The following is a 19879-nucleotide window of genomic DNA, read 5'->3' as shown; positions in this document are numbered from 1 at the left end:
TCGACGGATTCATCAAAATCGATATTATTTTTCGTCTGGCGATATCGACGTCAGTTGTAGCTGACCTTGCGCTCGCCCCGAACGATCCGTCCGATAATGCAGTGCCGTTCATTGGCGCGGTTCAGAATCGCCTTGGCCTTCTTCACCTTCTCCGCCGGAACCACCACGATCAACCCGATGCCCATATTGAACGTCCGCAGCATCTCATCCTGATCCACGTTGCCCAGCTTCTGCAGGTGCTCGAACAGCGGTGGAACCTGCCAGGTCGCAAGATCCACCTGCGCTCCCATGCCCTTCGGCAGAATGCGCGGAAGGTTCTCCGTAATGCCGCCGCCGGTGATGTGAGCCATCCCGGCCACTACCTCACCCGCAACCAGCTTTTTGATAATCGCCAGATAGCTGCGATGAATCTTCATCAGCGCCGCCCCGGTCTTGTCCTTCAGCTCGTTCACATACTGGTCCGGACCATACTTTGCCACTTCGAACAGCAGCTTGCGGGCCAGCGAATAGCCGTTGGTGTGCAGCCCGTTCGATGGCAGACCCAGCAGAATATCGCCCACCTGGATCCCGTCGCCGGTAACAATCTTTTCGCGGCTGACAGCGCCGATGATCGTGCCCGCCAGGTCATACTCGCCGTCGCCATAGAACCCCGGCATCTGCGCCGTCTCTCCACCGATCAGTGCGCATCCATTCGCGCGACAGGCTTCGGAGATCCCCTGAACGACCGTCTCCACCACCGAGTTTTCCAGCTTGCCTGTTGCCAGATAATCCAGGAAGAACAGTGGTGTCGCGCCCTGCACCGCGATGTCGTTGACGCAGTGATTCACCAGGTCCTGCCCCACCGTATGGTGAATCCCCAGCTCAAAGGCCACCTTCAGCTTGGTTCCCACACCATCGGCTGAAGAAACCAGCACGGGATTCGGAAATTTTTCCAGATCCAGAGCAAACAGGCCGCCGAAGCCGCCGATCTCGCTCAGTACCTGCTTGTTGAAGGTCTTGCGGGCCAACATCTTGATGCGGTGCTTCGACTTGTCCGCAGCCGAAATGTCCACCCCGGCGTCCGCATAGCTGATGCCACGGCTGCCCTGGCTCTTAGCGGTCTTCGCGCCGGCGCTCTTTTGCGAGGCCGCCGCTTCACGCAGCTTTGCTTCTCCAGCTCCCTGCTTCTGCAATGTTCTGTCCGGGGTGGTCGCGTCGGTCGTAGGGATGTTCTCCGGCAAGGGTCTCTCCAGGGGATTTATATGCAAAAGTGCAGAGTTTTTAGTCTAGCAGCACTCCCCGGAACTCTCAGACCCTCCCCCGGCCCGGCATTTGTTTCCCCTCGATTCTCTACGTCCGCACGCACCCGGCGTCCGTCAGTCCGACAAAGCGTGATCTCATCTCCGCCGAAGGCAGGGGACATACCGGATATCGTCCAAATACGGCATACCGCACCCTCCCCACGAATGCATAAACCGCCTCCCGAAGGAATCGAGGCATCCATCCGACCAGCCTCCCAACCCAATTCCACGGGGCCTTCAGCTGTCGGAGCGCCCAGGCGACGGCGTCCGAATGATGAAAGAAACGCTCCTCGCGCGTCATCGCATGCAGAAAGATAGCCGCCGACTCCAGCGAATCCGGCGTCTCTCCATACCGCGCCAGCAGCTCGCGCCCCACCTCCGACTGCAGCGGAACGTACCGCATCTTTCGTGCCGGATCGCGCGTGGCGCAGAACCGCACCACCCGGTTGCAAAGCCCACAGTGTCCGTCATACAGCAGTACCACCCGACCCTTCAGCTCCGCTCTCTGCTCTGCAGTCATCATCACCTCTCTCTTCCGCCAGTCATCATCACCCGTACCTTCTGCAGTCATCACCGTCCCATGCCCCGATCCCCATTTTGGTGTCATCCTGCCCGAAGCCCGAAGGGCGAGGTCGAAGGATCTGCGGTTTGCCCGTCGAAGCAACAGGAATCCTCCCGTCCTATACTGATTTGGATGCCTCTCCAGCACAGCCGTTCCCGCCTTCTGCAGCAGAAAGCCGAGGCCGTCTTTCCCGGCGGCGTCAACTCACCCGTCCGCGCCTTTCGCTCGGTCGGAGGCGATCCTCCCTTTCTGACCCATGCCGAAGGAGCCTGGCTCTACGACGAGGACGGCAACCGCTACCTCGACCTCTTCGGCTCCTGGGGACCCATGATCCTCGGGCATGCTTTTCCGACCGCCGTCGAGGCCATCCGCGACGCCGCCGGTCGCAGCGCCAGCTTCGGGGCTTCCACTGCGTCTGAAAGTCAGCTCGCGGCACTCGTCCAGAGATGCTTCCCTTCTGTGGAAAAACTGCGCTTCGTCTCCTCGGGGACCGAGGCCTGCATGTCGGCCATCCGCCTGGCTCGCGGCTTCACCGGCCGAGACTTCATCATCAAGTTCGAAGGCTGCTATCACGGCCACTCCGACGCCATGCTGGTCAAGGCCGGCAGCGGAGTCGCCACCCTCGGCATCCCCGGCTCCGCCGGCGTCCCCGCCGAGACCGTGATGCACACCCTGGCGCTGCCCTTCAACGACCTCGACGCCGTCCGCGGCGCTTTCGCCGCCCGTCCCGGCCAGATCGCCTGCGTCATCCTCGAGCCCATCATCGGGAACGCCGGAACCATCCCTCCCGCCCCCGGCTACCTCGAAGGTCTGCGCAGGATTACCGAGCAGCACGGCGCCCTGCTCATCATCGACGAGGTCATGACCGGCTTCCGCGTCACCCTCGGCGGCGCCCAGCGCCTCTACAACGTCCGGCCGGACCTCACCACGCTGGGCAAGATCATCGGCGGCGGCCTGCCCTGCGGAGCCTTCGGGGGGCGCGCCGACGTGATGAACTGCCTCGCCCCGCTCGGCCCCGTCTACCAGGCCGGAACCCTCAGCGGAAACCCTCTCGCCATGGCCGCCGGAATCGCCACGCTCGAGCACCTCATCGCCAACGAGCAGACCGTCTACCCCCAGCTCGACCGCACCACCCAGGCCATCGCTCAGGGAGTCGCCACGATCGCGAAGGAAAAAGGGGTTACGCTGACCACCAACCAGGTTGGCTCCATGTTCACCTGGTTCTTTACAGACAAGCCCGTCACCGACTTCGCCAGCGCCTCCGCCTCCGACACGGTGCGCTTCGGCCAGTTCCACCGGGCCATGCTCGACGCAGGCGTCTGGCTACCGCCCAGCCAGTTCGAGGCCGCCTTCGTCTCCACCGCGCACAGCCAGCAGGATGTCGATTTCGTCCTCGAAGCAGCACGAAAAGCGCTCAGCTAATTCCTGCTCCTGCCAAGAGTGTCATCCTGAGCGAAGCGCGCAGCGCAGAGTCGAAGGATCTGCGGTTTGTCTGCCGAGTCGATAATCCCGAACGCCTATCCTTTGATTACGTTCCCGCAAAAGTGGCTTCGTGATGGGGACCCGAATCGAGTTCGCCATCCAGCGTTACCTTTCCAGGGGTTCCCCATCTTATTAAAGAGGACCGCATCCACACCCATGCGCTCCGGGAGTCCCGATGTTCGATTCCGAACGAATCCTCGACCAGCAGCAAAAACACACCACCCGCCGCCTCTTCCTCATCGGAGGGGCCGCTACCACCGCGTACATCGCTCTCTCTCGACTGAGTCACTCCCACGTCGAAGCCAGTGAGAACGTGCACGGCACCCCCGGCGAGGTCACCATCGTCGACTTCAAAGACGACGGCACCCGCCTCGGCAAAGAGACCGTCCCCAAGATCCTCAAATCCGACCGCGCCTGGCTCGACCAGCTCGGCAAAAACTCCTTCCAGATCGCCCGTCAGGCCGACACCGAGATGCCCTTTACCGGCGTTAGCTGGCGCGAGCACCGCCACGGAATCTTTCGCTGCCTCTGTTGCGACACCGCACTCTTCAGCTCGCAGACCAAGTTCAACTCCGGAACCGGCTGGCCCAGTTTCTACCAGCCCATCGCCAAAGAGAACGTCGCGGAGCGCGAAGACGTCTCGCTCGGCATGGCCCGCACCGAGGTGCGATGTGTACGTTGCGAAGCGCACCTCGGACACGTCTTCAACGACGGCCCTGAGCCCACAGGCCTGCGCTACTGCATGAACTCCGCCTCCATGCGCTTCATCCCGGCCTGAAAGCTCGAACAGCAGTGTAGTCACTACTTGGAGCCGCCGTCATTCTGAGCCGAAGGCGAAGAATCCCTTGTATTTTGCCTGCAGCGGATACAAAGCTCCAGGCATACCGGCAAGACAGCACCGCAAAAGGAACGGCACCTACTCCGTCCGAAGTGCCACCACGGGCTCAATCCGTGAGGCGCTTCGCGCCGGAAGATAGCTCGCCACCATCCCGCAAACCACCAGCAGAAGCGTCACTGCCAGCATCGCCACAACATCGTACCCGCTGAACCTGTATCCCAGCCAGACCGTCAGGAACTTCCCGGAGATGGCCATCAGCAACGCTCCACACCCCACTCCAATCGTCAGCAGAACCAGCGCATGCCGCAACACCATCCACAGGATGTTCTCCCGCTGCGCTCCCACCGCCAGCCGCACCCCCAGCTCCCTCGTCCGCTGGCTCACCGAATACGCCAGTAACCCATAGATTCCCGCAACGGCAATCACCAGCCCAGCCAGCGCAAACAGGCCCAGCAACCGCATCGCAAGCACCTGGTTGCCCAGCGAGTCATCGACCACCTGCTGCATGCTCTTCACGTTCTGCGTCACGGCATCCGCCCGTAATTGATGCACCGTGCGCTCCAGCTCGCGCCGAATCGCATCCGAAGGCAGAGGAGAACGCAGGGCAATATTCATGTAAAGATTGCCGAGAATCGGATACAGATCGTCCTGTGGCAGCAGCTGCGCAAGGTTGTAGTGGATCTCCGGCAGCGGGGCCTGGCCCAGCGTCTTCTGCGGGCTGTCATCCACCACTCCCACAATCGTCGACCACTGCCGATCGCCCTTATCGTTGAACCGCACCTGCTGGCCGATCGGATTCTCATTCGGCAGAAAACGCCGCACAAACGTGCGATTCACAATGGCAACCGGCTGTGTGTCCGCCGAATCCGTATCTGCGAACAAACGCCCCTGCAGCAGCCGAATCCCCATGGTCGTGAAATATTCCGCTGTCGTTGCCCGCGCCTGCGCATCGGCATGGGCCGAGCGCTCGAACTTCGGATGATGATTCAGCTCCACCGTCATGTTGAAGTCCCACGCGCCCTGCAGGGGACGCACCGTCGTAAGCCCCGCCGTCTGCACGCCCGGTAGCGCTTTCACGCGCTCCAACAGAGGTCTGTAGAACGTATCGATTACCGAAGCCTGTTTATCGCCGGCAGGCGTTGCCATCATCAGGATCGACGTATGACTGGGTAGATAGATCTCCCCCGTCGTCACCTCTCCCGCAACAAACCCGGTGCGCGTGTGCCGCAGCGAGATCAGCGTCCTCACCATCAGGGAGGCCGCCAGCAATAGCGTCAGCGTCAGGGCAATCTCCCCCACCACCAGCCCATCGCGCCAGCGCGTCTGTCGCCTGCTCGTTCCGGTTGCAACGGCGCCATCCCGCAGTCCGTCCTGCGGAGATACCTTCGAGGCATGAAGCGCCGGAAGCAGCCCAAACGCCACTGCAGACACGCACGAGGCGAGAAAGAGAAACAGGCATACCTTCAGGTCGATGTGGATCTGATCTCCAAACAGAATGGCGTTTGCAAGATACTGTTTCAGAAGATGGAGCGAGAGAACCGCAAGCTCCAGGCCCAGGGCGCCTCCGGCCAGGGCCAGCAGCAGGCTCTCCGTCAGAAACTGACGGACCAGCCGTGCACGCCACGCTCCCAGCGCCACACGCACGGCCACCTCGCGCCGCCGGTTGTTTCCTCGTGCCAGCAGAAGTCCCGCAACGTTCGCGCAGGCGATCAGCCAGACCGCGAAGACAGCGCCCTCCAGCGCCAACACTGCCGGACGAGCCGAGCCTGTCACCACCTCCGCATAACGCTCGACTTCGACCGGATTCGCACTCTCGTCCTTTGGATACTCGTGTCGCAGCTGCTCGTGAATGGAATTCATCTCGCGCCGTGCGTCGTCGAGCGTTACTCCCGGCCGCAGCCGTCCAATCACGTTCAGCATGGCTGAGCCTCGGTCCTGCATCGTCTTTTCGTCGCTCGCCAGCGGGGTCCAGATTGCGTTATCTCCCGTGTTCACCGGGAACGCAAATCCCTTCGGCATCACCCCGATCACCGTATGCGGAATCCCATTCACTGGAACTGCCCGCCCGACAATCCCGCGATCGGCATGGTAGAGCTGCCTCCAGATTCCCTCCGACAGCACCACGACATCCGTATGACCCGCCGATCCATCCGTAGTCACAAACGTCCTTCCCAACAGGGGGCGCGCCTCCAGCAGCTTAAACAGGTTCGCGCTCGAGACCACCTGCGGCACCAGCTTCGGATCATCGGTCCCTCCCAGTGCAGGAACCTGCACCGTGAAGTACGCGATCTCCGAGAAGGAATGGCTTCGTGCCCGCCAGTCGCGAATGTCCGGCAGCGAAGTGGGATAAAAGCCTCCACTCTCGTTCCGCGTCGCCATTTGCACCACTTCATTCGCGCGAGGGAATGGCATCGCACGCAACAGAACCTGGTCGATGACCGAAAACATCGCTGCGTTCGCCCCAATACCCAGAGCGAGGGTAAAGATCGTGGTCAGAGCGAAGACCGGCGTCCCCCGGAGCTGGCGATACGCGTAACGAAGATCCTGGAACAAAGAGCGCATAACTCCTCCGATCCAACATAGGGCATGCAGCTGATAGTCCATCCTAATTCCACGGCTAACCATCTCCGTTTCAGTAGATTGCGAGCGGCCCAGGTAATATTTGCTGTTCACATCCGAAAACTCCTGTCCGGATTCGGACAAAGAACGGTCCTCACTCGCGTCTCTACTGAAGTGCGAATCGATTTCTGTACCATGATCGAGATTCAATCCAACCAGAACCACAGGGAGCAATCATGGAAAAGCAGACACGGAGAGGCCTCCTAAAGAACGCGACCAAAGCAGCCGTCGCCGGAGCCCTCATCACCAGGGAGGCCTCGGCCCAGACAAAACCGGCAGTCAAGAAGGATGCCACCGGCAAATCCCAGACGGCCTTTCCCTTCACCACCGTCGTCTCCTTCGGCAACCTCCTCTTTGTCTCCGGAATCGGCTGCCGCGTGAAAGGCACCATTGAAGAGGAAACGAAATGGGTGCTCGACGAGATCGAAAAAAACCTGGTCGCCTCCGGCTCCTCGCTCGAGAAGGTCCTCAAGATCAACATCTTTATGGAAGACATCAAGCAGTTCGATCGCATGAACGCCGTCTACAAGACGCGCAACTGGGGCAAGGTCTTCCCGGCCCGCAATACCGTCCAGCCGGCCGCCCTTCCCGCAGGCGACTATGGCCTGGCCATCGACTGCATTGCCTACGTCTAGCGGAGTCATGCTGGGGTTCCCAGGAAGACCGTTTAGTCCGGAGATGACACATCTTTTCGCCGCACGCTCCTGACAAACATGTGTCATTCCGAACGGAGCACAACGAAGTCGAGGAACCCCCGCATTTCGGATGCCCGTTGAGATGGGTTGCCTGGTTTGCAGGAAACAACTTCTCTTCTCTGCGGGCTTCCGTTACGATGCGGACACTCCCTGGGAATCGTCCGATGCTTCGTTTTATCGGTAGTCTAGTCCGTCCATATCGCGGCAAGCTCCTGATCATCCTGCTGGCGATGATCGTGGAGACGCTGATGAGCCTGGCTGCGCCCTGGCCTCTGAAGATCATCCTCGACAACGTCGTCAGCGATCATCGCATGGCGCGGTGGCTGCATGACCTGCTGGGACCTGCACTGGCGCATGGCAACCGGCTGCATATCGCGCTGGTTGCAGCCTTGCTGTATGTACTCATCTCGGCTCTCGGTGCGCTTGCCTCCTATATCGATAATTACTTCACCGAGAGCGTAGGCCAGTGGGTGGCGCATGACCTGCGCATGCGCATGTACAACCATCTGCAGCGGCTGTCGCTTGGCTACTACGACACCCATCAGACCGGCCCCATCATCAGCACCCTGACCACCGATATCCAGACCATCCAGGGCTTCGCCTCGTCGTCGACACTCGACATCCTCGTCGACATGCTGACCATTTTGAGCATGCTGGTGCTGATGTTCTGGCTCAACTGGGACTTCACGCTGATCGCGGTCGCGGTGACGCCGTTTCTGCTCTTCTTCGTCTCGCGGTTCAAGAAGGCCGTCAAAGCGGCGACCCACGAGGTGCGCAAGCAGCAGAGCGAGATTATGGCCGTCGTTCAACAGGGGCTGGAGTCGATGCAGGTGGTCCAGGCCTTCGGCCAGGAGTTTACCGAGGAAAAGATGTTGCAGGCGGTCAGCCAGGCGACCGTGAGCGCGGCCCTGAAGGCACGCAGCGTCAAGGCGCTGCTTTCGCCCGTGGTGACCGTCGTCGTGGCCATGTGCACGGCGGTGGTGCTCTGGCGCGGAGCGGCGCTGATTCTTACCGGCGCGATGACCGTGGGCTCGCTTACCGTGTATCTGGCTTACCTGAGCCGCTTCTTCAAACCCGTCAAGGACCTTGCGACAACCACCAACGCCATCGCCCAGGTGACCGTGGGGGTAGAGCGGGTCCGCGGCATCCTCGATACCGACTCCGTTCTTACGGAGAAGCCGGATGCGATCGCTCCCGAGACGGTGCGGGGCGAGATCGAGTTCCGTCATGTCGCTTTTGGTTATGACCCTGCATTTCCGATCCTCAAGGATGTGTCGTTCCGAATTCAGCCGGGGGATTTCGTGGGAATCGTTGGTCCCACTGGCAGCGGTAAGTCCACACTCGTCAGTTTGATCCCGCGATTCTACGATGTAGTAAGCGGCTCCGTGCTGATAGATGGCGTGGATGTTCGCGACTATCGGATCAAGGCTCTGCGCGATCACATCGGCTATGTCCTGCAGGACACCATCCTGTTTCACGGAACGATCCTTGAGAACATCGCCTTCGGAAATCCCGAGGCAACGCGCGAAGAGATTGTTACGGCGGCGAAACTGGCAAATGCCGATGAGTTCATCGCACGCATGCCGCAGGGTTACGACACCATGGTAGGCGAGCGCGGGTCAACGCTCTCGGGAGGGCAGCGGCAAAGGATCGGCATCGCACGGGTCATGGTGCGGAACAGCCCCATTCTGCTGCTGGATGAGCCGACGGCGGCGCTCGACAGCGAATCCGAGAAGCTGGTGATCGATGCGCTTGAAACCCTGATGAAGGGCCGAACGGTGATCGCGATTGCGCACCGGCTGACTACCATTCGCGATGCCACTCGCATCCTGGTGATCTCGGATGGCGTGGTCGCGGAGAACGGCACCCATCAGGAACTTCTGAGACGCAATGGCATCTATGCCGACCTGTACCGCACGCAGTTCGATACAGCGCCCGATGAGGCCGTGACGTAGCTGGGGACTGTATCCGTTCATCACCTGTGTCATTCCGAGCGAAGCGCAGCGGCGTCGAGGAACCCCCGCATTTTGGGGTGCTGGCTGGGATGGGTTTGCCTTGCTTGAGGCATCGCGGCTGTGCGGGCAGAGGTAAAATGCGGGTTCTCTCTCCGGCCCTTGGGCCTTCGGTCGAGATGACACTTCATTGGCGGGATGGATTACCCCCTTATCTGCATGCACTGCTCCATCGCGCGACCATCCCGTAAAATGGCGCTACTCTCTCCATGCTTCGATGGAGGAGCGAAGGGAAACCTCGATGTCCCGCTCGATCATCATCCTGCCTGACGATTCGGCTCAGCCCCTGCTCAACGCCATCGTGAACGCGCGCTCCTCACTGCGAATCAAGATGTTCGTCTTCTCCGACCCCGAGATGATTGAAGCCGTCATCACCGCTCATAAACGCGGTGTAAAGGTGCGGGTGATGCTGAACCCGGAGCGGCGAGACGGCCAGAAAGAAAATGACGAGACGCGGAAGCGGCTGGACGAGGCTGGCGTCGACGTCAAAGACAGTAATCCTCACTTCGATCTGACGCATGAGAAGTCGATGGTCATCGATGATGCTGCGGCGTTTATTGAGTCTCTCAACTGGGAGACCCGCAACTTTACCGAGACTCGCGACTATGCAGTCGTCACCTCCCATCGCCACGAGGTCGATGAGGTGGCTCAGTGTTTCGATGCCGACTGGGAGCGCACGAAGTTCGTCTCAGGCGACCACTCGCACCTGATCTGGTGCACCGGCAACGGGCGCCAGAGGCTATGCCAGCTGATCGACAGCGCGAAGCACTCGCTGTGGTTGCAGAACGAGCGCTACCAGGACCCGGTCATCATCGAGCACGTGGTGCGCGCCTGGAGGCGTGGCGTCAAGATTCACGTGATGGCGCGTCCGCCTCACAAGCTGAAAAAGGACAAGCTGGTCGAAGGCGTCAGCGGACTCCGCATCCTGCAGGACCTCGGCGTTCCCGTTCGCAAGCTGAAGCACATCAAGCTGCATGCAAAGCTGCTGTTCGCAGACGATGCGAGAGCGATTATCGGCTCGATTAATTTCGCTCCCGGTAGCTTCGACAGCCGGCGCGAGCTTGCCATCGAGGTCGATGACGAGCCGATTCTTAAGCGCATCCGCAAAACTTTGCACGACGACTGGGAGAAGGGCAAACTGCTCGATCTCTCCGACCAGGCGCTGCTGGAAGAGCTGCAGGCGACCGACCCGAATGTGGTCGAAGACCTGGGGATCGATAATCTAAGAGAGAAGTAAACCTGGGCCGTCTTCCTCCGTGTATTTCTGAGAGGAGCGGCTATGAAAGTGCGCCTTTCCGGTGGGATCGTATCGATCTGTCCTGAAGGTAGCTCGTCCGCTTCCTGTTTAGAATAGGAGTTACATGAAGATCGTCATCGCTGAAAAAGTCTCCCCTGCCACCCTCGCCGTCTTCCAGCAGGAGCCCGGCTGGCAGATTGTCACCGCCGATCAGATCAAGAACGGACTTCCGGCCGAGCTGGCCGACGCCGATGCCCTGGTCGTTCGCTCCGCCGTCCAGGTCGACTCCAAACTGCTGGAGTCCGCACCGAAGCTGCGCGTCATCGGCCGTGCCGGTGTAGGCGTCGACAACATCGACACTGACGCCGCCACGCTCGGCGGCATCGTCGTGATGAACACGCCGGGCGCAAATGCCGTCGCCGTCGCCGAACTGACGCTGGGCCTGATGGTCTCGATGGCCCGCTCCATCTCGCGCGCCAACGCCACCATGCACGACGGCAAGTGGGAGAAGAAGACCCTGCAGGGCCGTGAGCTCCGCGGCAAGACGCTGGGCATCGTCGGCCTGGGCCGCATCGGCCTTGAGGTCGCACGCCGCGCCCGCGCCTTCGGCATGGAGCTGATCGGCTACGATCCCTTCATTGCGCCGGTGATTGCACGCGAGAACGACGTCACCCTGGTTCCCATCGACGAGATCTTCCGCCGCTCCGACTACCTGACGCTGCACGTGGGGCTGACCCCGCAGACCGAGGGCCTGATCAACGCGACCTCGCTGGCCATCATGAAGAAGGGCGTCCGCATCATCAACTGCGCCCGCGGCGAGCTGATCGTCGAAGAGGCGCTGGCCGAAGCCCTCAAGTCCGGACACGTCGCCGGGGCAGCGCTGGACGTCTTTCGTAAGGAGCCGTTGAAGGAGTCTGCCTTCTTTAGTCTCGACAACGTCATCCTGTCGCCGCACATCGCCGGATCGACCGATGAGGCCCAGGAGGCTATCGGTATCCAGCTGGCGCGCCAGGTTCGCGACTACCTGAAGCTGGGCGTAGTGCAGAATGCAGTCAACCTGCCTTCGCTGACGCACGAAGAGTACACCGAGATTGCTCCCTACATCGACATGGCCGAGCGCCTGGGGCAGTTCCTTTCGCACGCCACGCCCGGCAACCTGGAGAACATCCAGATCAGCTACACGGGGCGTCTGGCATCGGGCAAGACCGACCTGGTCCGCAATGCCGCTCTGGCGGGGATTTTCGCGGGGTCTGAGGGCAACAATGAGTCCCACAAGGCCGCCAACCGCATCAACGCCGCGGCCATTGCAGAAGAGCGCGGAGTTCGGGTCCAGGAGGACAAGAAGGAGTTCGCCACCGGCGGCGCAGGCTCTGTCCTGAAGCTGGTGCTGCACTCCTCGGCGGGAGATGCGTCCGCCTCGGCTACCGTGCTGCACGGAAGCTCGCCGCGCCTGCTGACCTACGACGGAATCGACATCGAGGCCCCGCTGACGGGAACCCTGCTGTCCATCCGCAATCACGACGTACCGGGCGTCATCGGCCGCATCGGCACCATCCTGGGCGAGCATTCGATCAACATCGCCAACTTCGCCCTGGGACGGGCGCAGGATCCGGCTCGCGGAGCGCGTTCGCAGCGCGTGCCGCAGGGTCAGGCACTGGCTGTCGTCCAGATCGACGTTCCCAACGCTGCGGCGGCCAATGCCGCCATCGAGTCTCTCCGCAAGGTAGAGGCTATCGCCAGCGTTCGCCTCGTCGAGCTGGGCAAGCTGTAAATTACCCCTTCAGGCCCTGCGCAACCACGGCGCAGGGCCTCATTCTTTTTGCGTCCGATTTAGAATCAGAGATAGAAGCTGGTTTCGCCGACGGCGGAGCCACAGTTCATCACAGGAACAGTCACACCATGCCCCTCTACGAGTACGAATGCACGGAATGTCACGAACGAACCGAGAAGATCCAGAAGTTCTCCGACCCGGAGATCACGGTCTGTCCGCACTGCAGCGGACACCTGGAGCGGGTCCTTTCGGCGCCTGCAGTCACATTCAAGGGCGGCGGATGGTACGCGGACGGCTACGGAAATTCCAAGTCGAAGGCCACTGAGAGCAAATCGGAAGCGAAGACGTCCTCACCGCCTTCCACCTCGTCTACTTCTTCGAGCGACTCCGGCAGCTCTGCCGCAGCATCGGCTCCGGCTGCTCCAGCCGCCCCTTCGAAGTAAATCTTCGGCTGCAGAAGACGAAGGCCAGACGCGATGGAATCGCTCTGGCCTTTTCTATGCGCTGAATCTGGTTCGATGACAGCACGCCTTGCCTGACTCAGGATCAGCGGGCTTCTTTTTCGGTCGGATGGCTCGCGGTAAATTCGGAGCAGCAGGGTTTCTCCGCAGGCTGGAACTCCATCATCTCGACACGCGTCAGGTCCGGATCATAGAGATTCAGCTGCACCTTGCCGTCGCGTCCTGTCTTGGAAGCCGTGCAGCTGGGGCCTTCGCAGTGGTTGCGCTCAAGAGCAGCGATGGCGTCGCTCATGTGGGCTACTCCCAGCGACATGTGATTCGACACCCCAAGCTGTTTCAGCGTAGCGTCGGGACGGATGTTCAACATGTATTCCAGCCAGTCCGAACCATCGGGAACCTGCTGGCTGACCCAGTTCGTCTTCGTGTCGTCCGGTCCTCCATGCCAGTAAGGCCGGAAGCCGAGGAGGTCGCGATAGAAGCGATCCTCTGTCGCGCGATCCTTGACGACGAAACCGGCGTGGATGATGCGGTGTGAGACCGCAGTCGCAGGCACGGCCGGAGGAACCGCTGCGCCTTTGACCTCCTGGACGAAGAAGATCAGGTTGCCTTCAGGGTCACGCACGCTGAAGCGGCCCTTGCGCAGAGGATCGACGATCTGGACCGAATGCCCCTTCAGATAGCTCTCAAGCGCCTGCGCATCGCGGGTCATAAAGCCGACAGCTTCAAGCCGCGAAGCCGGAGCAGGCGAAGGCAACGGAGCCACCTCGATCCACTGCAGGTCATTGACTGGATAGCGCGTGATCGCTCCTGCCCTACTGGAGCTGAAACCCAGCGTCTTGCCGTAAAAATTCGCTGAAGCTACAGCATCGCTGGTGTAGACGCGGACGAAGGCGATGCCAGTGATCGCCGGGCGCTGCTGCGACCAGCCCAACGTTCCAGCAGCCATAAGAAACGCGAGTGCCAAGACTCTTTTCATCGTGCGCCACTTTACCCTGCTCCCTTGGCCACGTCAATGAAGCCATCCGTTTACCCGCGTGAGAAGCTCGTCTCCTGCTTTTCGCGGTGGCGCTCGATGGCCAGTTGAATCAGCCGGTCGATAAGCTGCTTATACGACAATCCGGAGGCCTCCCACAGCTTGGGGTACATGCTGATGCTGGTGAAGCCGGGAAGCGTGTTGATCTCGTTGAGGAAGATGCGCGGCTTTCTCGCGCTCTTCCCCTTCTTCGGTGCCGGCTCCATCAGGAAGTCGACGCGAGCCAGACCGGCGCAGTCGCATGCCTTGAAGGCCTCGATAGCCATCTGGCGAATCTGCTTCGATTCGGCGGCGGTCAGCTTTGCCGGGATGATGGGAACGCTCGCGTCGGAGAGATACTTGGCCTCGTAGTCGTAGAACTCCGCCCCGGGAACGATCTCGCCGACGACGGAGGCCTCGGGCGAGTCGTTGCCGAGCACGGCGACCTCAAGCTCGCGCGGCTTTGCGCCCGTGCCGCCGACGCCCTGCTCGATGACGAGTCTGCGGTCGAAGCTGGCAGCTTCATCCATGGCCGCGGCCAGCTCGGAGCGGTCGTGGACCTTGCTGATTCCCACCGATGAGCCGAGGTTCGCGGGCTTCACGAAGAGCGGGTACTTGAGCGCGGCTTCAATCTTCTTCGTGCAGGCTCGCGGGTTGGTGCGCCACTCGCTGCGCAGAAGCGAGATCCACGGAGTCTGCGGAAGACCGGCTGCCGCGAAGACCTTCTTCATCGCGGCTTTATCCATACCGACGGCCGAGCCCAGCACGCCGGAGCCGACGTAGGCGATGTCGGCAAGCTCAAAAAGTCCCTGGATCGTGCCGTCTTCGCCGAAGGTTCCGTGAAGAACCGGGAAGATGACGTCGAGATCGAGCGCAGGGTGGGTTGCAGCCACGGCGCTTGCGCTCAACTGCAGCGGCTGCAGCGATTCGGCGGGAACCGGCGGTATGATGACCGCCTCGCCGCGCTTGAGAACGGCGGCGGTCGGTGTGCTTGCGGGATCGCCAGCCAGCCGTGGATTCTCCGGCGCCTGCCTGCCGGTGAGCAGGGCGTGCGCGTCAGAGGCCGTGACCCAGCGGCCCTCCTTGGTGATTCCGATGGGGACGACCTCATACTTCTTCTTGTCGATGGCCTTGAGGATCGATGCGGCAGAGAGGAGCGAGACCTCGTGCTCGCCGGACCGCCCGCCAAAGAGGATTCCGATGCACTGCTTTTTCTTCATCTCTTCCAGTCTCCGACAAGCGGCAGAGGAATAGTGCGGAAGTTCGAGCAGGTAATCCGGCGCGGTACCCTCGGGAGCGGTAGTTGGCTCGCCTGCGAAAAGAGCACAGAACAAGTAAGCTGTCCCTATGAATCCTCTGGTCTCTGTCTCCTGGCTCGCGGAACGCCTGGGCGACCCGCGGGTGGTCGTGCTCGACGCCACGCTGCCTCCGGTGGGCGTCGTTCCTCCCGTCGATACGCGCGGGCGCTACCTGGAGCGTCACATTCCCGGCGCGGTCTTCTTCGACATCGACGAGCTCTCGGACCACAGCACACCGCTGCCCCACATGCTTCCCGGCGCGGAGGAGTTTTCGCGCAGCATGGCGGAGCTCGGCGTAGGGGACGACATGACCATCGTGGTCTACGAGCAGACGGGCGTCTTCTCGGCCCCGCGCGCCTGGTGGATGCTGCGTACCTTCGGTGCACGCGAAGTCCACCTTCTGGACGGCGGGCTGCAGGCATGGGTGGCGGCGGGGCAACCGGTCGAATCCGGCGCGGTCAAACGCAGGACGGCCAGCTTTAAAGCGAAGCTGGATGCCCCGGCGGTGAAGAGCTTTGCCGAAGTCCAGCAGATCATCGCGGCGAAGGGGCAGATTCTTGACGCACGTTCGGCTGGACGGTTTGCCGGAACAGCTCCAGAGCCACGCCCTGGCCTCAGCTCAGGCCATATGCCAGGCGCAGGCTCAGTACCGTTTACGGAGCTGGCGGCGGATGGACGCATCAAGGATGCGCAGGAACTGCGCCAACTCTTTGCTGCAAAGGGCGTGGACGTGACACAACCCGTCACGACCACCTGCGGCTCAGGCGTGACGGCAGCAGTGATTGCGCTGGGACTCGAAATAGCGGGAGCTACCCAGGTAAGCCTCTACGACGGTTCCTGGGCAGAGTATGCACAGCAGCCCGAGGCCGTGATCGAAAAAGCGTAAATACCGCTGGCCTGATTGCGATGGTAAGGAGCGGCGTCAGACCGCTACAGCGAGTTCCTTATCGACCGGGGCTGCCTGCTTCCATTCTCCCAGGCAACGGCTCAGCAGAGCGGCAGCGCAGCCTTCTCCGCACAGCACGATGACGTCGTCGCTCTGTGCCAGCTTCCAGTCCCAGGGCATAAAAGTGATTCCAGCAGGAGTTACCGAGGCGAGAACCCAATGATTGGTTGTCTTCTTCTGGACTCCGCACAGGCAGGTAAAGACAGGTGTCATAGCCATGAAGCTTCCTCCTGTCCTCGTCGGTAAAGATCAAACGCGCTGCTTCAGCCGGAGCGAGGAGAGATCGGATCGTTCGGTCATTTTTTACAGTCCATCTTCATGATCCGATACTCATGGGACGCCGGATGTGGCCGGAGGGATTGATGGCTGAAGAATTTCTTTTGGTGAATGTACGGTGAATCCGACGGCCCTGCTGTGGCCCATGAATTGCCTTTGAAAACCGCGTTATTGCGGCAGTCGGATGTGATTGCAGAAGTGGCAGCCCGGCGGCAGCTCGTCGCCGGAACTCCGGGAGAAGACGGCCAGGGTAGGAAAAGATTCGATGCGCTCGAGCAGCCAGGAGAGCTCGACGTTGGCGTAGCGGTCGTGCGCGTCCTTGACCTCGCTCCGTTTGCCGAAGAGAGCGTCGGCCTCATCGAAGACAAGGATGGCGTGTGCAGGATCGACGGTGGCGAAGAGGCGGTCGAGGTTCTTCTCTGTCTCTCCCACGTACTGCGAGGAAACCGCGGAGAGGTCGACATGGACGAGCTTGCGCCCGGTCTCCTCTGCCAGCGCCAGCACCGCAGCTGCGGTGCTGGCGCCGTTGCCGGTCAGCAGCAAAGTGCTGGACACAGCGGCAGTCGTGGCCCCGGAGGCCACACCCCGAAGTCTTCGAAGGGTGTCGGCGGACAACTTGTGGGAAGAGGGTATTCGGCCAGGCATGATCTTGCGTGAAACATTCATGGCGGCGCTCCTATGGATGGAGACACGATAGTAGAACTTTGCAAAGTTGCAAGCGGATTCTTTGATCATCGGCAAAATATCTCCGGCAGAAGGGAAAGAGAGCCTGCCGCCGGCGATACGTTCTCTCCATCGAGAATCTGAGCGATTCCCAAAGGAAGTGCCACCTCGATCGGAGGCCCGAAGGGCCGCCGCGTTAGAGCCTGCCCCGATCAAAACCGAATGGGGCCCCCGCTATTCCATGACAGCCAGCTCCAACTCGCGCAGGTGGCCGGGATCGCCAATCACCTCCATAGCCGCGATCCGGTCCTCAGTAAAGGTGAAACGCAACGCCCGCATCAGGCGTCCATGCGGAGCCAGCAGCATTCCGGGAACACCGTCCACCAGCACGGTTTCCACAAAACGCGCTCCTCGGGCGAAGACCACCGCCTGCCTGGCCCAGACCTCGGCGCCATGCACTTCGCGCTGACCACCCGGTTGCATCGATGCCTCATCCACCCGCAGGACAAAGTCCGGATCGAGCACAGCCACCATCCCCGGGACGTCTCCCGCACGGAGAGCCGTTAAGAGGCGGCGAACGAGGTCTCGCCTCTGGCCCGTGTCTCCGGATGCCTCAGCGGGAGCGCCCTGCACCCTGCGCCGAGCCCGGCTCGCCAGCTGCCGCGTGGCCATCTCGGTTCGTCCCAGGATCCCGGCGATCTCATCGAATGCCACACCGAACAGGTCGTGCAGCACAAACGCCAGCCGCTCGGCAGGCCCCAGGCGATCCAGCACGACCAGCAGTGCCACACCCACCGAGTCGGCCATGACAGCCTCGCGCTCCGGGTCGGACACCGCGGCCGCCGCAGGCGCAGAGGGCTGGACCTCGATCGACTCTTCGCGGCGCAACTTTCTGGAGCGCAACATATCCAGACACACGCGGCTGACCACGGTCGTCAGCCAGCCTCCCATGTTTTCGATCCGATCGGCGTCCGAACGGCTCAGACGTAACCAGGCCTCCTGAACGGCATCGTCCGCCTCACTCAGGGAGCCGAGCATCCGGAATGCAACCCCGCGCAGACGACCCCGGTTCTGCTCAAACTGTTCTGTCACCCATTCCTGTGCCGGCATTGTCATCCCTCAAAAAGATCTTCTGCCCTGAAGCTGTCACATCGCTCCGATCAGCTCCGTCATGGTGATGACGAACCGATTCTGCCGAGTGTGACAGCCGGCGGAAATCGCGTCGCCGTGGAGCCTGTCTCGACGGTCAATTCCCAATCCCTCAAGGAGATACAGAACCATGGAACCACGACTCGCCCTTCCCGCCAATCTATCGCCGGAGGCCATGCAGGCCCTCATGGCGCTCGGCGCCGCAGCAAAACAGGAAAATGGCGTCCCCGCCCTCACTCTGAACCTCGTCTACCTGCGCGCCAGCCAGATCAACGGCTGCAGCGTCTGTGTCGACATGCACGCGCGCACGCTGCGGCAGATCGGCGAGACCGACGAGCGCCTGATCGCCGTCGGCGCATGGCGCGACGCTCCCTACTTCACCGCTGCGGAGCGCGCCGCCCTGGCCTTTGCCGAGGCCGCGACCCGCCTGGCCGACCGCTCCGATCCAGTTCCCGACGATGTCTGGATCGAGGCAGCGCAGTTCTACGACCAGAAGGCTCTCGCGGCCCTGGCCCTGAACGTCGCCGTCATCAACCTGTGGAACCGCCTCAACGTCTCCACACGGCAGATTGCAGGGCAGTGGGTGAAATCGGCAGAGGCAAAGAAATGGCAAGCGGAGCACGCCGCAGCCGCTCGCTAAACAGAACAGCCGCCGTGCTCGGTGACAGAGATCATACCGTCCTTAACCTGCCAGCCGGTTGTCGGGAAGTTCGGGCTGTGATCGCCGTGCCAGCCGTTGGAGGTCTTGCCGTCGAAGAGCAGATGCCAGCCCTGGGCCTTCTCCTGCGGGGTGAGGGTGTTGGATGCGGTCTGTGCGATGGCGGGCAGAGTGGCGGCGAGTGCAAGGGCGAGGAAGGTGGCTCGGGTGCGCATGGCTCTCTACGATACTCGGCTGAGGGCGTGGTTGGGTAGATGCGTCCCGGTGGGTGCCGTGTTCCGGATGGTCCTGAAGGGCTCAGGCTGGGGGGTGGATGCTGTCCAGCTCGGGCAGAAGGACGACGCTCTCCTGCTCGTTGGGGTCGGTGCGGGCGATGACGGCGACGACCGGTTCGGTAGTGCTGGGGTTGTAGGGAAGGTGCGGCATGTTGGCGGGGATGTAGAAGAAGTCGCCGGGCCGCACGATGGTGTGGTGCTCCAGGCGCTCGCCGTGCCACACGCCCGATTCGCCCTGGAGCGCGTAGATGGCGGTCTCGTGCGAGGCGTGCTTGTGGGCGTGGGCGCGTCCGCCGGGAGGAATGGTGACGAGCTGCATGTGGATGTGTTGCGAGCCAACGGCTTCGGCGGAGATGCCGACGGCGTACTCGAGGCCCTGTTTGCCGATGAAGGTCTTGCCGGGCTGAAGGAGGCGGCATTCGCTGGAGGTGGGGTGGGTGGCGGAGGTGGTCATTGGGGTGATCCTCGCGGTCCGGTGAGGTGATTTGGACCGTGGATATGGTAACTCTCACGAAGTAAATGAGCACGGGAGAGAGGTTAATGAGTTCGCGCTTTTGCGCGAATGTCCCACCTTAGCGACGATGAGGCTGTCGCGAAGATGGGGCACCCGGATTCGTGGCGGAGGCGGGGAGTTGCGGCTTGCCT

At 61.6% G+C, this 19879-nt stretch carries 19 protein-coding genes; 9 read left to right on the top strand and 10 right to left on the bottom strand.

Annotated features, from left to right (window positions below):
* Positions 1-50 precede the first annotated feature (50 nt).
* Together purM and GWR55_RS15010 are read right to left on the bottom strand one after the other, a co-directional pair.
* Positions 51-1073 (bottom strand): phosphoribosylformylglycinamidine cyclo-ligase, encoded by a 1023-nt coding sequence (purM, locus tag GWR55_RS15015; protein WP_238398784.1) that lies wholly within the window; start codon positions 1071-1073, stop codon positions 51-53.
* A gap of 256 nt (positions 1074-1329) precedes the next feature.
* Positions 1330-1944: a thiol-disulfide oxidoreductase DCC family protein gene (locus tag GWR55_RS15010; protein WP_162402983.1), complete on the bottom strand. Its 615-nt coding sequence runs from the start codon at positions 1942-1944 to the stop codon at positions 1330-1332.
* 30 nt (positions 1945-1974) lie between these two features.
* On the opposite strand from GWR55_RS15010, the gene hemL reads away from it, so the two are divergent.
* Together hemL and msrB are read left to right on the top strand one after the other, a co-directional pair.
* Positions 1975-3264, top strand: coding sequence for a glutamate-1-semialdehyde 2,1-aminomutase (gene hemL, locus GWR55_RS15005; RefSeq protein WP_162402982.1), 1290 nt, complete (start codon positions 1975-1977; stop codon positions 3262-3264).
* A 235-nt stretch (positions 3265-3499) separates the two neighbouring features.
* Entirely contained in the window at positions 3500-4102 is a 603-nt protein-coding gene (msrB, locus tag GWR55_RS15000; protein ID WP_162402981.1) for a peptide-methionine (R)-S-oxide reductase MsrB, read from the top strand.
* 138 nt (positions 4103-4240) lie between these two features.
* On the opposite strand, the gene GWR55_RS14995 is transcribed toward msrB, so the two are convergent.
* Entirely contained in the window at positions 4241-6724 is a 2484-nt protein-coding gene (locus tag GWR55_RS14995) for an ABC transporter permease (RefSeq protein ID WP_162402980.1), read from the bottom strand.
* A 233-nt stretch (positions 6725-6957) separates the two neighbouring features.
* On the opposite strand from GWR55_RS14995, the gene GWR55_RS14990 reads away from it, so the two are divergent.
* From GWR55_RS14990 to GWR55_RS14970, 5 genes are all read left to right on the top strand, one after another.
* Complete coding sequence (locus tag GWR55_RS14990; RefSeq protein WP_162402979.1) at positions 6958-7416, top strand: RidA family protein; 459 nt, start codon at positions 6958-6960, stop codon at positions 7414-7416.
* Positions 7417-7640: 224 nt separating this feature from the next.
* On the top strand, positions 7641-9431 hold the full coding sequence (locus GWR55_RS14985; protein ID WP_162402978.1) for an ABC transporter ATP-binding protein: 1791 nt from the start codon (positions 7641-7643) through the stop codon (positions 9429-9431).
* A gap of 298 nt (positions 9432-9729) precedes the next feature.
* Complete coding sequence (locus GWR55_RS14980; RefSeq protein ID WP_162402977.1) at positions 9730-10725, top strand: phospholipase D-like domain-containing protein; 996 nt, start codon at positions 9730-9732, stop codon at positions 10723-10725.
* Between the two features lie 124 nt (positions 10726-10849).
* On the top strand, positions 10850-12496 hold the full coding sequence (gene serA, locus GWR55_RS14975; protein ID WP_162402976.1) for a phosphoglycerate dehydrogenase: 1647 nt from the start codon (positions 10850-10852) through the stop codon (positions 12494-12496).
* A gap of 128 nt (positions 12497-12624) precedes the next feature.
* A complete protein-coding gene (locus tag GWR55_RS14970; protein WP_162402975.1) occupies positions 12625-12939 on the top strand; it encodes an FmdB family zinc ribbon protein in 315 nt (104 codons plus the stop codon).
* Between the two features lie 103 nt (positions 12940-13042).
* Here the strand turns inward: GWR55_RS14970 and GWR55_RS14965 are convergent, their stop codons facing one another.
* Together GWR55_RS14965 and GWR55_RS14960 are read right to left on the bottom strand one after the other, a co-directional pair.
* Entirely contained in the window at positions 13043-13933 is an 891-nt protein-coding gene (locus GWR55_RS14965) for a VOC family protein (protein WP_162402974.1), read from the bottom strand.
* A gap of 50 nt (positions 13934-13983) precedes the next feature.
* On the bottom strand, positions 13984-15189 hold the full coding sequence (locus GWR55_RS14960; RefSeq protein ID WP_162402973.1) for a D-alanine--D-alanine ligase family protein: 1206 nt from the start codon (positions 15187-15189) through the stop codon (positions 13984-13986).
* A gap of 127 nt (positions 15190-15316) precedes the next feature.
* Here GWR55_RS14960 and sseA point away from each other — a divergent pair, with 127 nt between their 5' ends.
* Complete coding sequence (gene sseA / locus GWR55_RS14955; RefSeq protein ID WP_162402972.1) at positions 15317-16153, top strand: 3-mercaptopyruvate sulfurtransferase; 837 nt, start codon at positions 15317-15319, stop codon at positions 16151-16153.
* A 36-nt stretch (positions 16154-16189) separates the two neighbouring features.
* On the opposite strand, the gene GWR55_RS14950 is transcribed toward sseA, so the two are convergent.
* The 3 genes from GWR55_RS14950 to GWR55_RS14940 form a co-directional block, all read right to left on the bottom strand.
* A complete protein-coding gene (locus GWR55_RS14950; protein WP_162402971.1) occupies positions 16190-16432 on the bottom strand; it encodes a hypothetical protein in 243 nt (80 codons plus the stop codon).
* 225 nt (positions 16433-16657) lie between these two features.
* The gene (locus GWR55_RS14945; protein ID WP_162402970.1) at positions 16658-17224 is read right to left on the bottom strand and encodes an AAA family ATPase; all 567 of its coding nucleotides are present in this window, start codon (positions 17222-17224) and stop codon (positions 16658-16660) included.
* Between the two features lie 162 nt (positions 17225-17386).
* Positions 17387-18268, bottom strand: a complete 882-nt coding sequence (locus GWR55_RS14940) for a sigma-70 family RNA polymerase sigma factor (RefSeq protein WP_238398447.1) — start codon at positions 18266-18268, stop codon at positions 17387-17389.
* 163 nt (positions 18269-18431) lie between these two features.
* Here GWR55_RS14940 and GWR55_RS14935 point away from each other — a divergent pair, with 163 nt between their 5' ends.
* Positions 18432-18941 carry a carboxymuconolactone decarboxylase family protein gene (locus GWR55_RS14935; protein WP_162402969.1) on the top strand — a complete coding sequence of 170 codons (510 nt, stop codon included), beginning with the start codon at positions 18432-18434 and terminating at the stop codon, positions 18939-18941.
* On the opposite strand, the gene GWR55_RS14930 is transcribed toward GWR55_RS14935, so the two are convergent.
* Together GWR55_RS14930 and GWR55_RS14925 are read right to left on the bottom strand one after the other, a co-directional pair.
* Positions 18938-19174 (bottom strand): hypothetical protein, encoded by a 237-nt coding sequence (locus GWR55_RS14930; protein WP_162402968.1) that lies wholly within the window; start codon positions 19172-19174, stop codon positions 18938-18940. The genes GWR55_RS14935 and GWR55_RS14930 overlap by 4 nt on opposite strands.
* 82 nt (positions 19175-19256) lie before the next feature.
* Positions 19257-19688: a cupin domain-containing protein gene (locus GWR55_RS14925; RefSeq protein WP_162402967.1), complete on the bottom strand. Its 432-nt coding sequence runs from the start codon at positions 19686-19688 to the stop codon at positions 19257-19259.
* Positions 19689-19879: the final 191 nt, after the last annotated feature.

The organism is Edaphobacter sp. 12200R-103 (assembly GCF_010093025.1).
Lineage (GTDB): Bacteria > Acidobacteriota > Terriglobia > Terriglobales > Acidobacteriaceae > Edaphobacter.
This window is presented reverse-complemented; position numbering and strand designations above follow the sequence as displayed.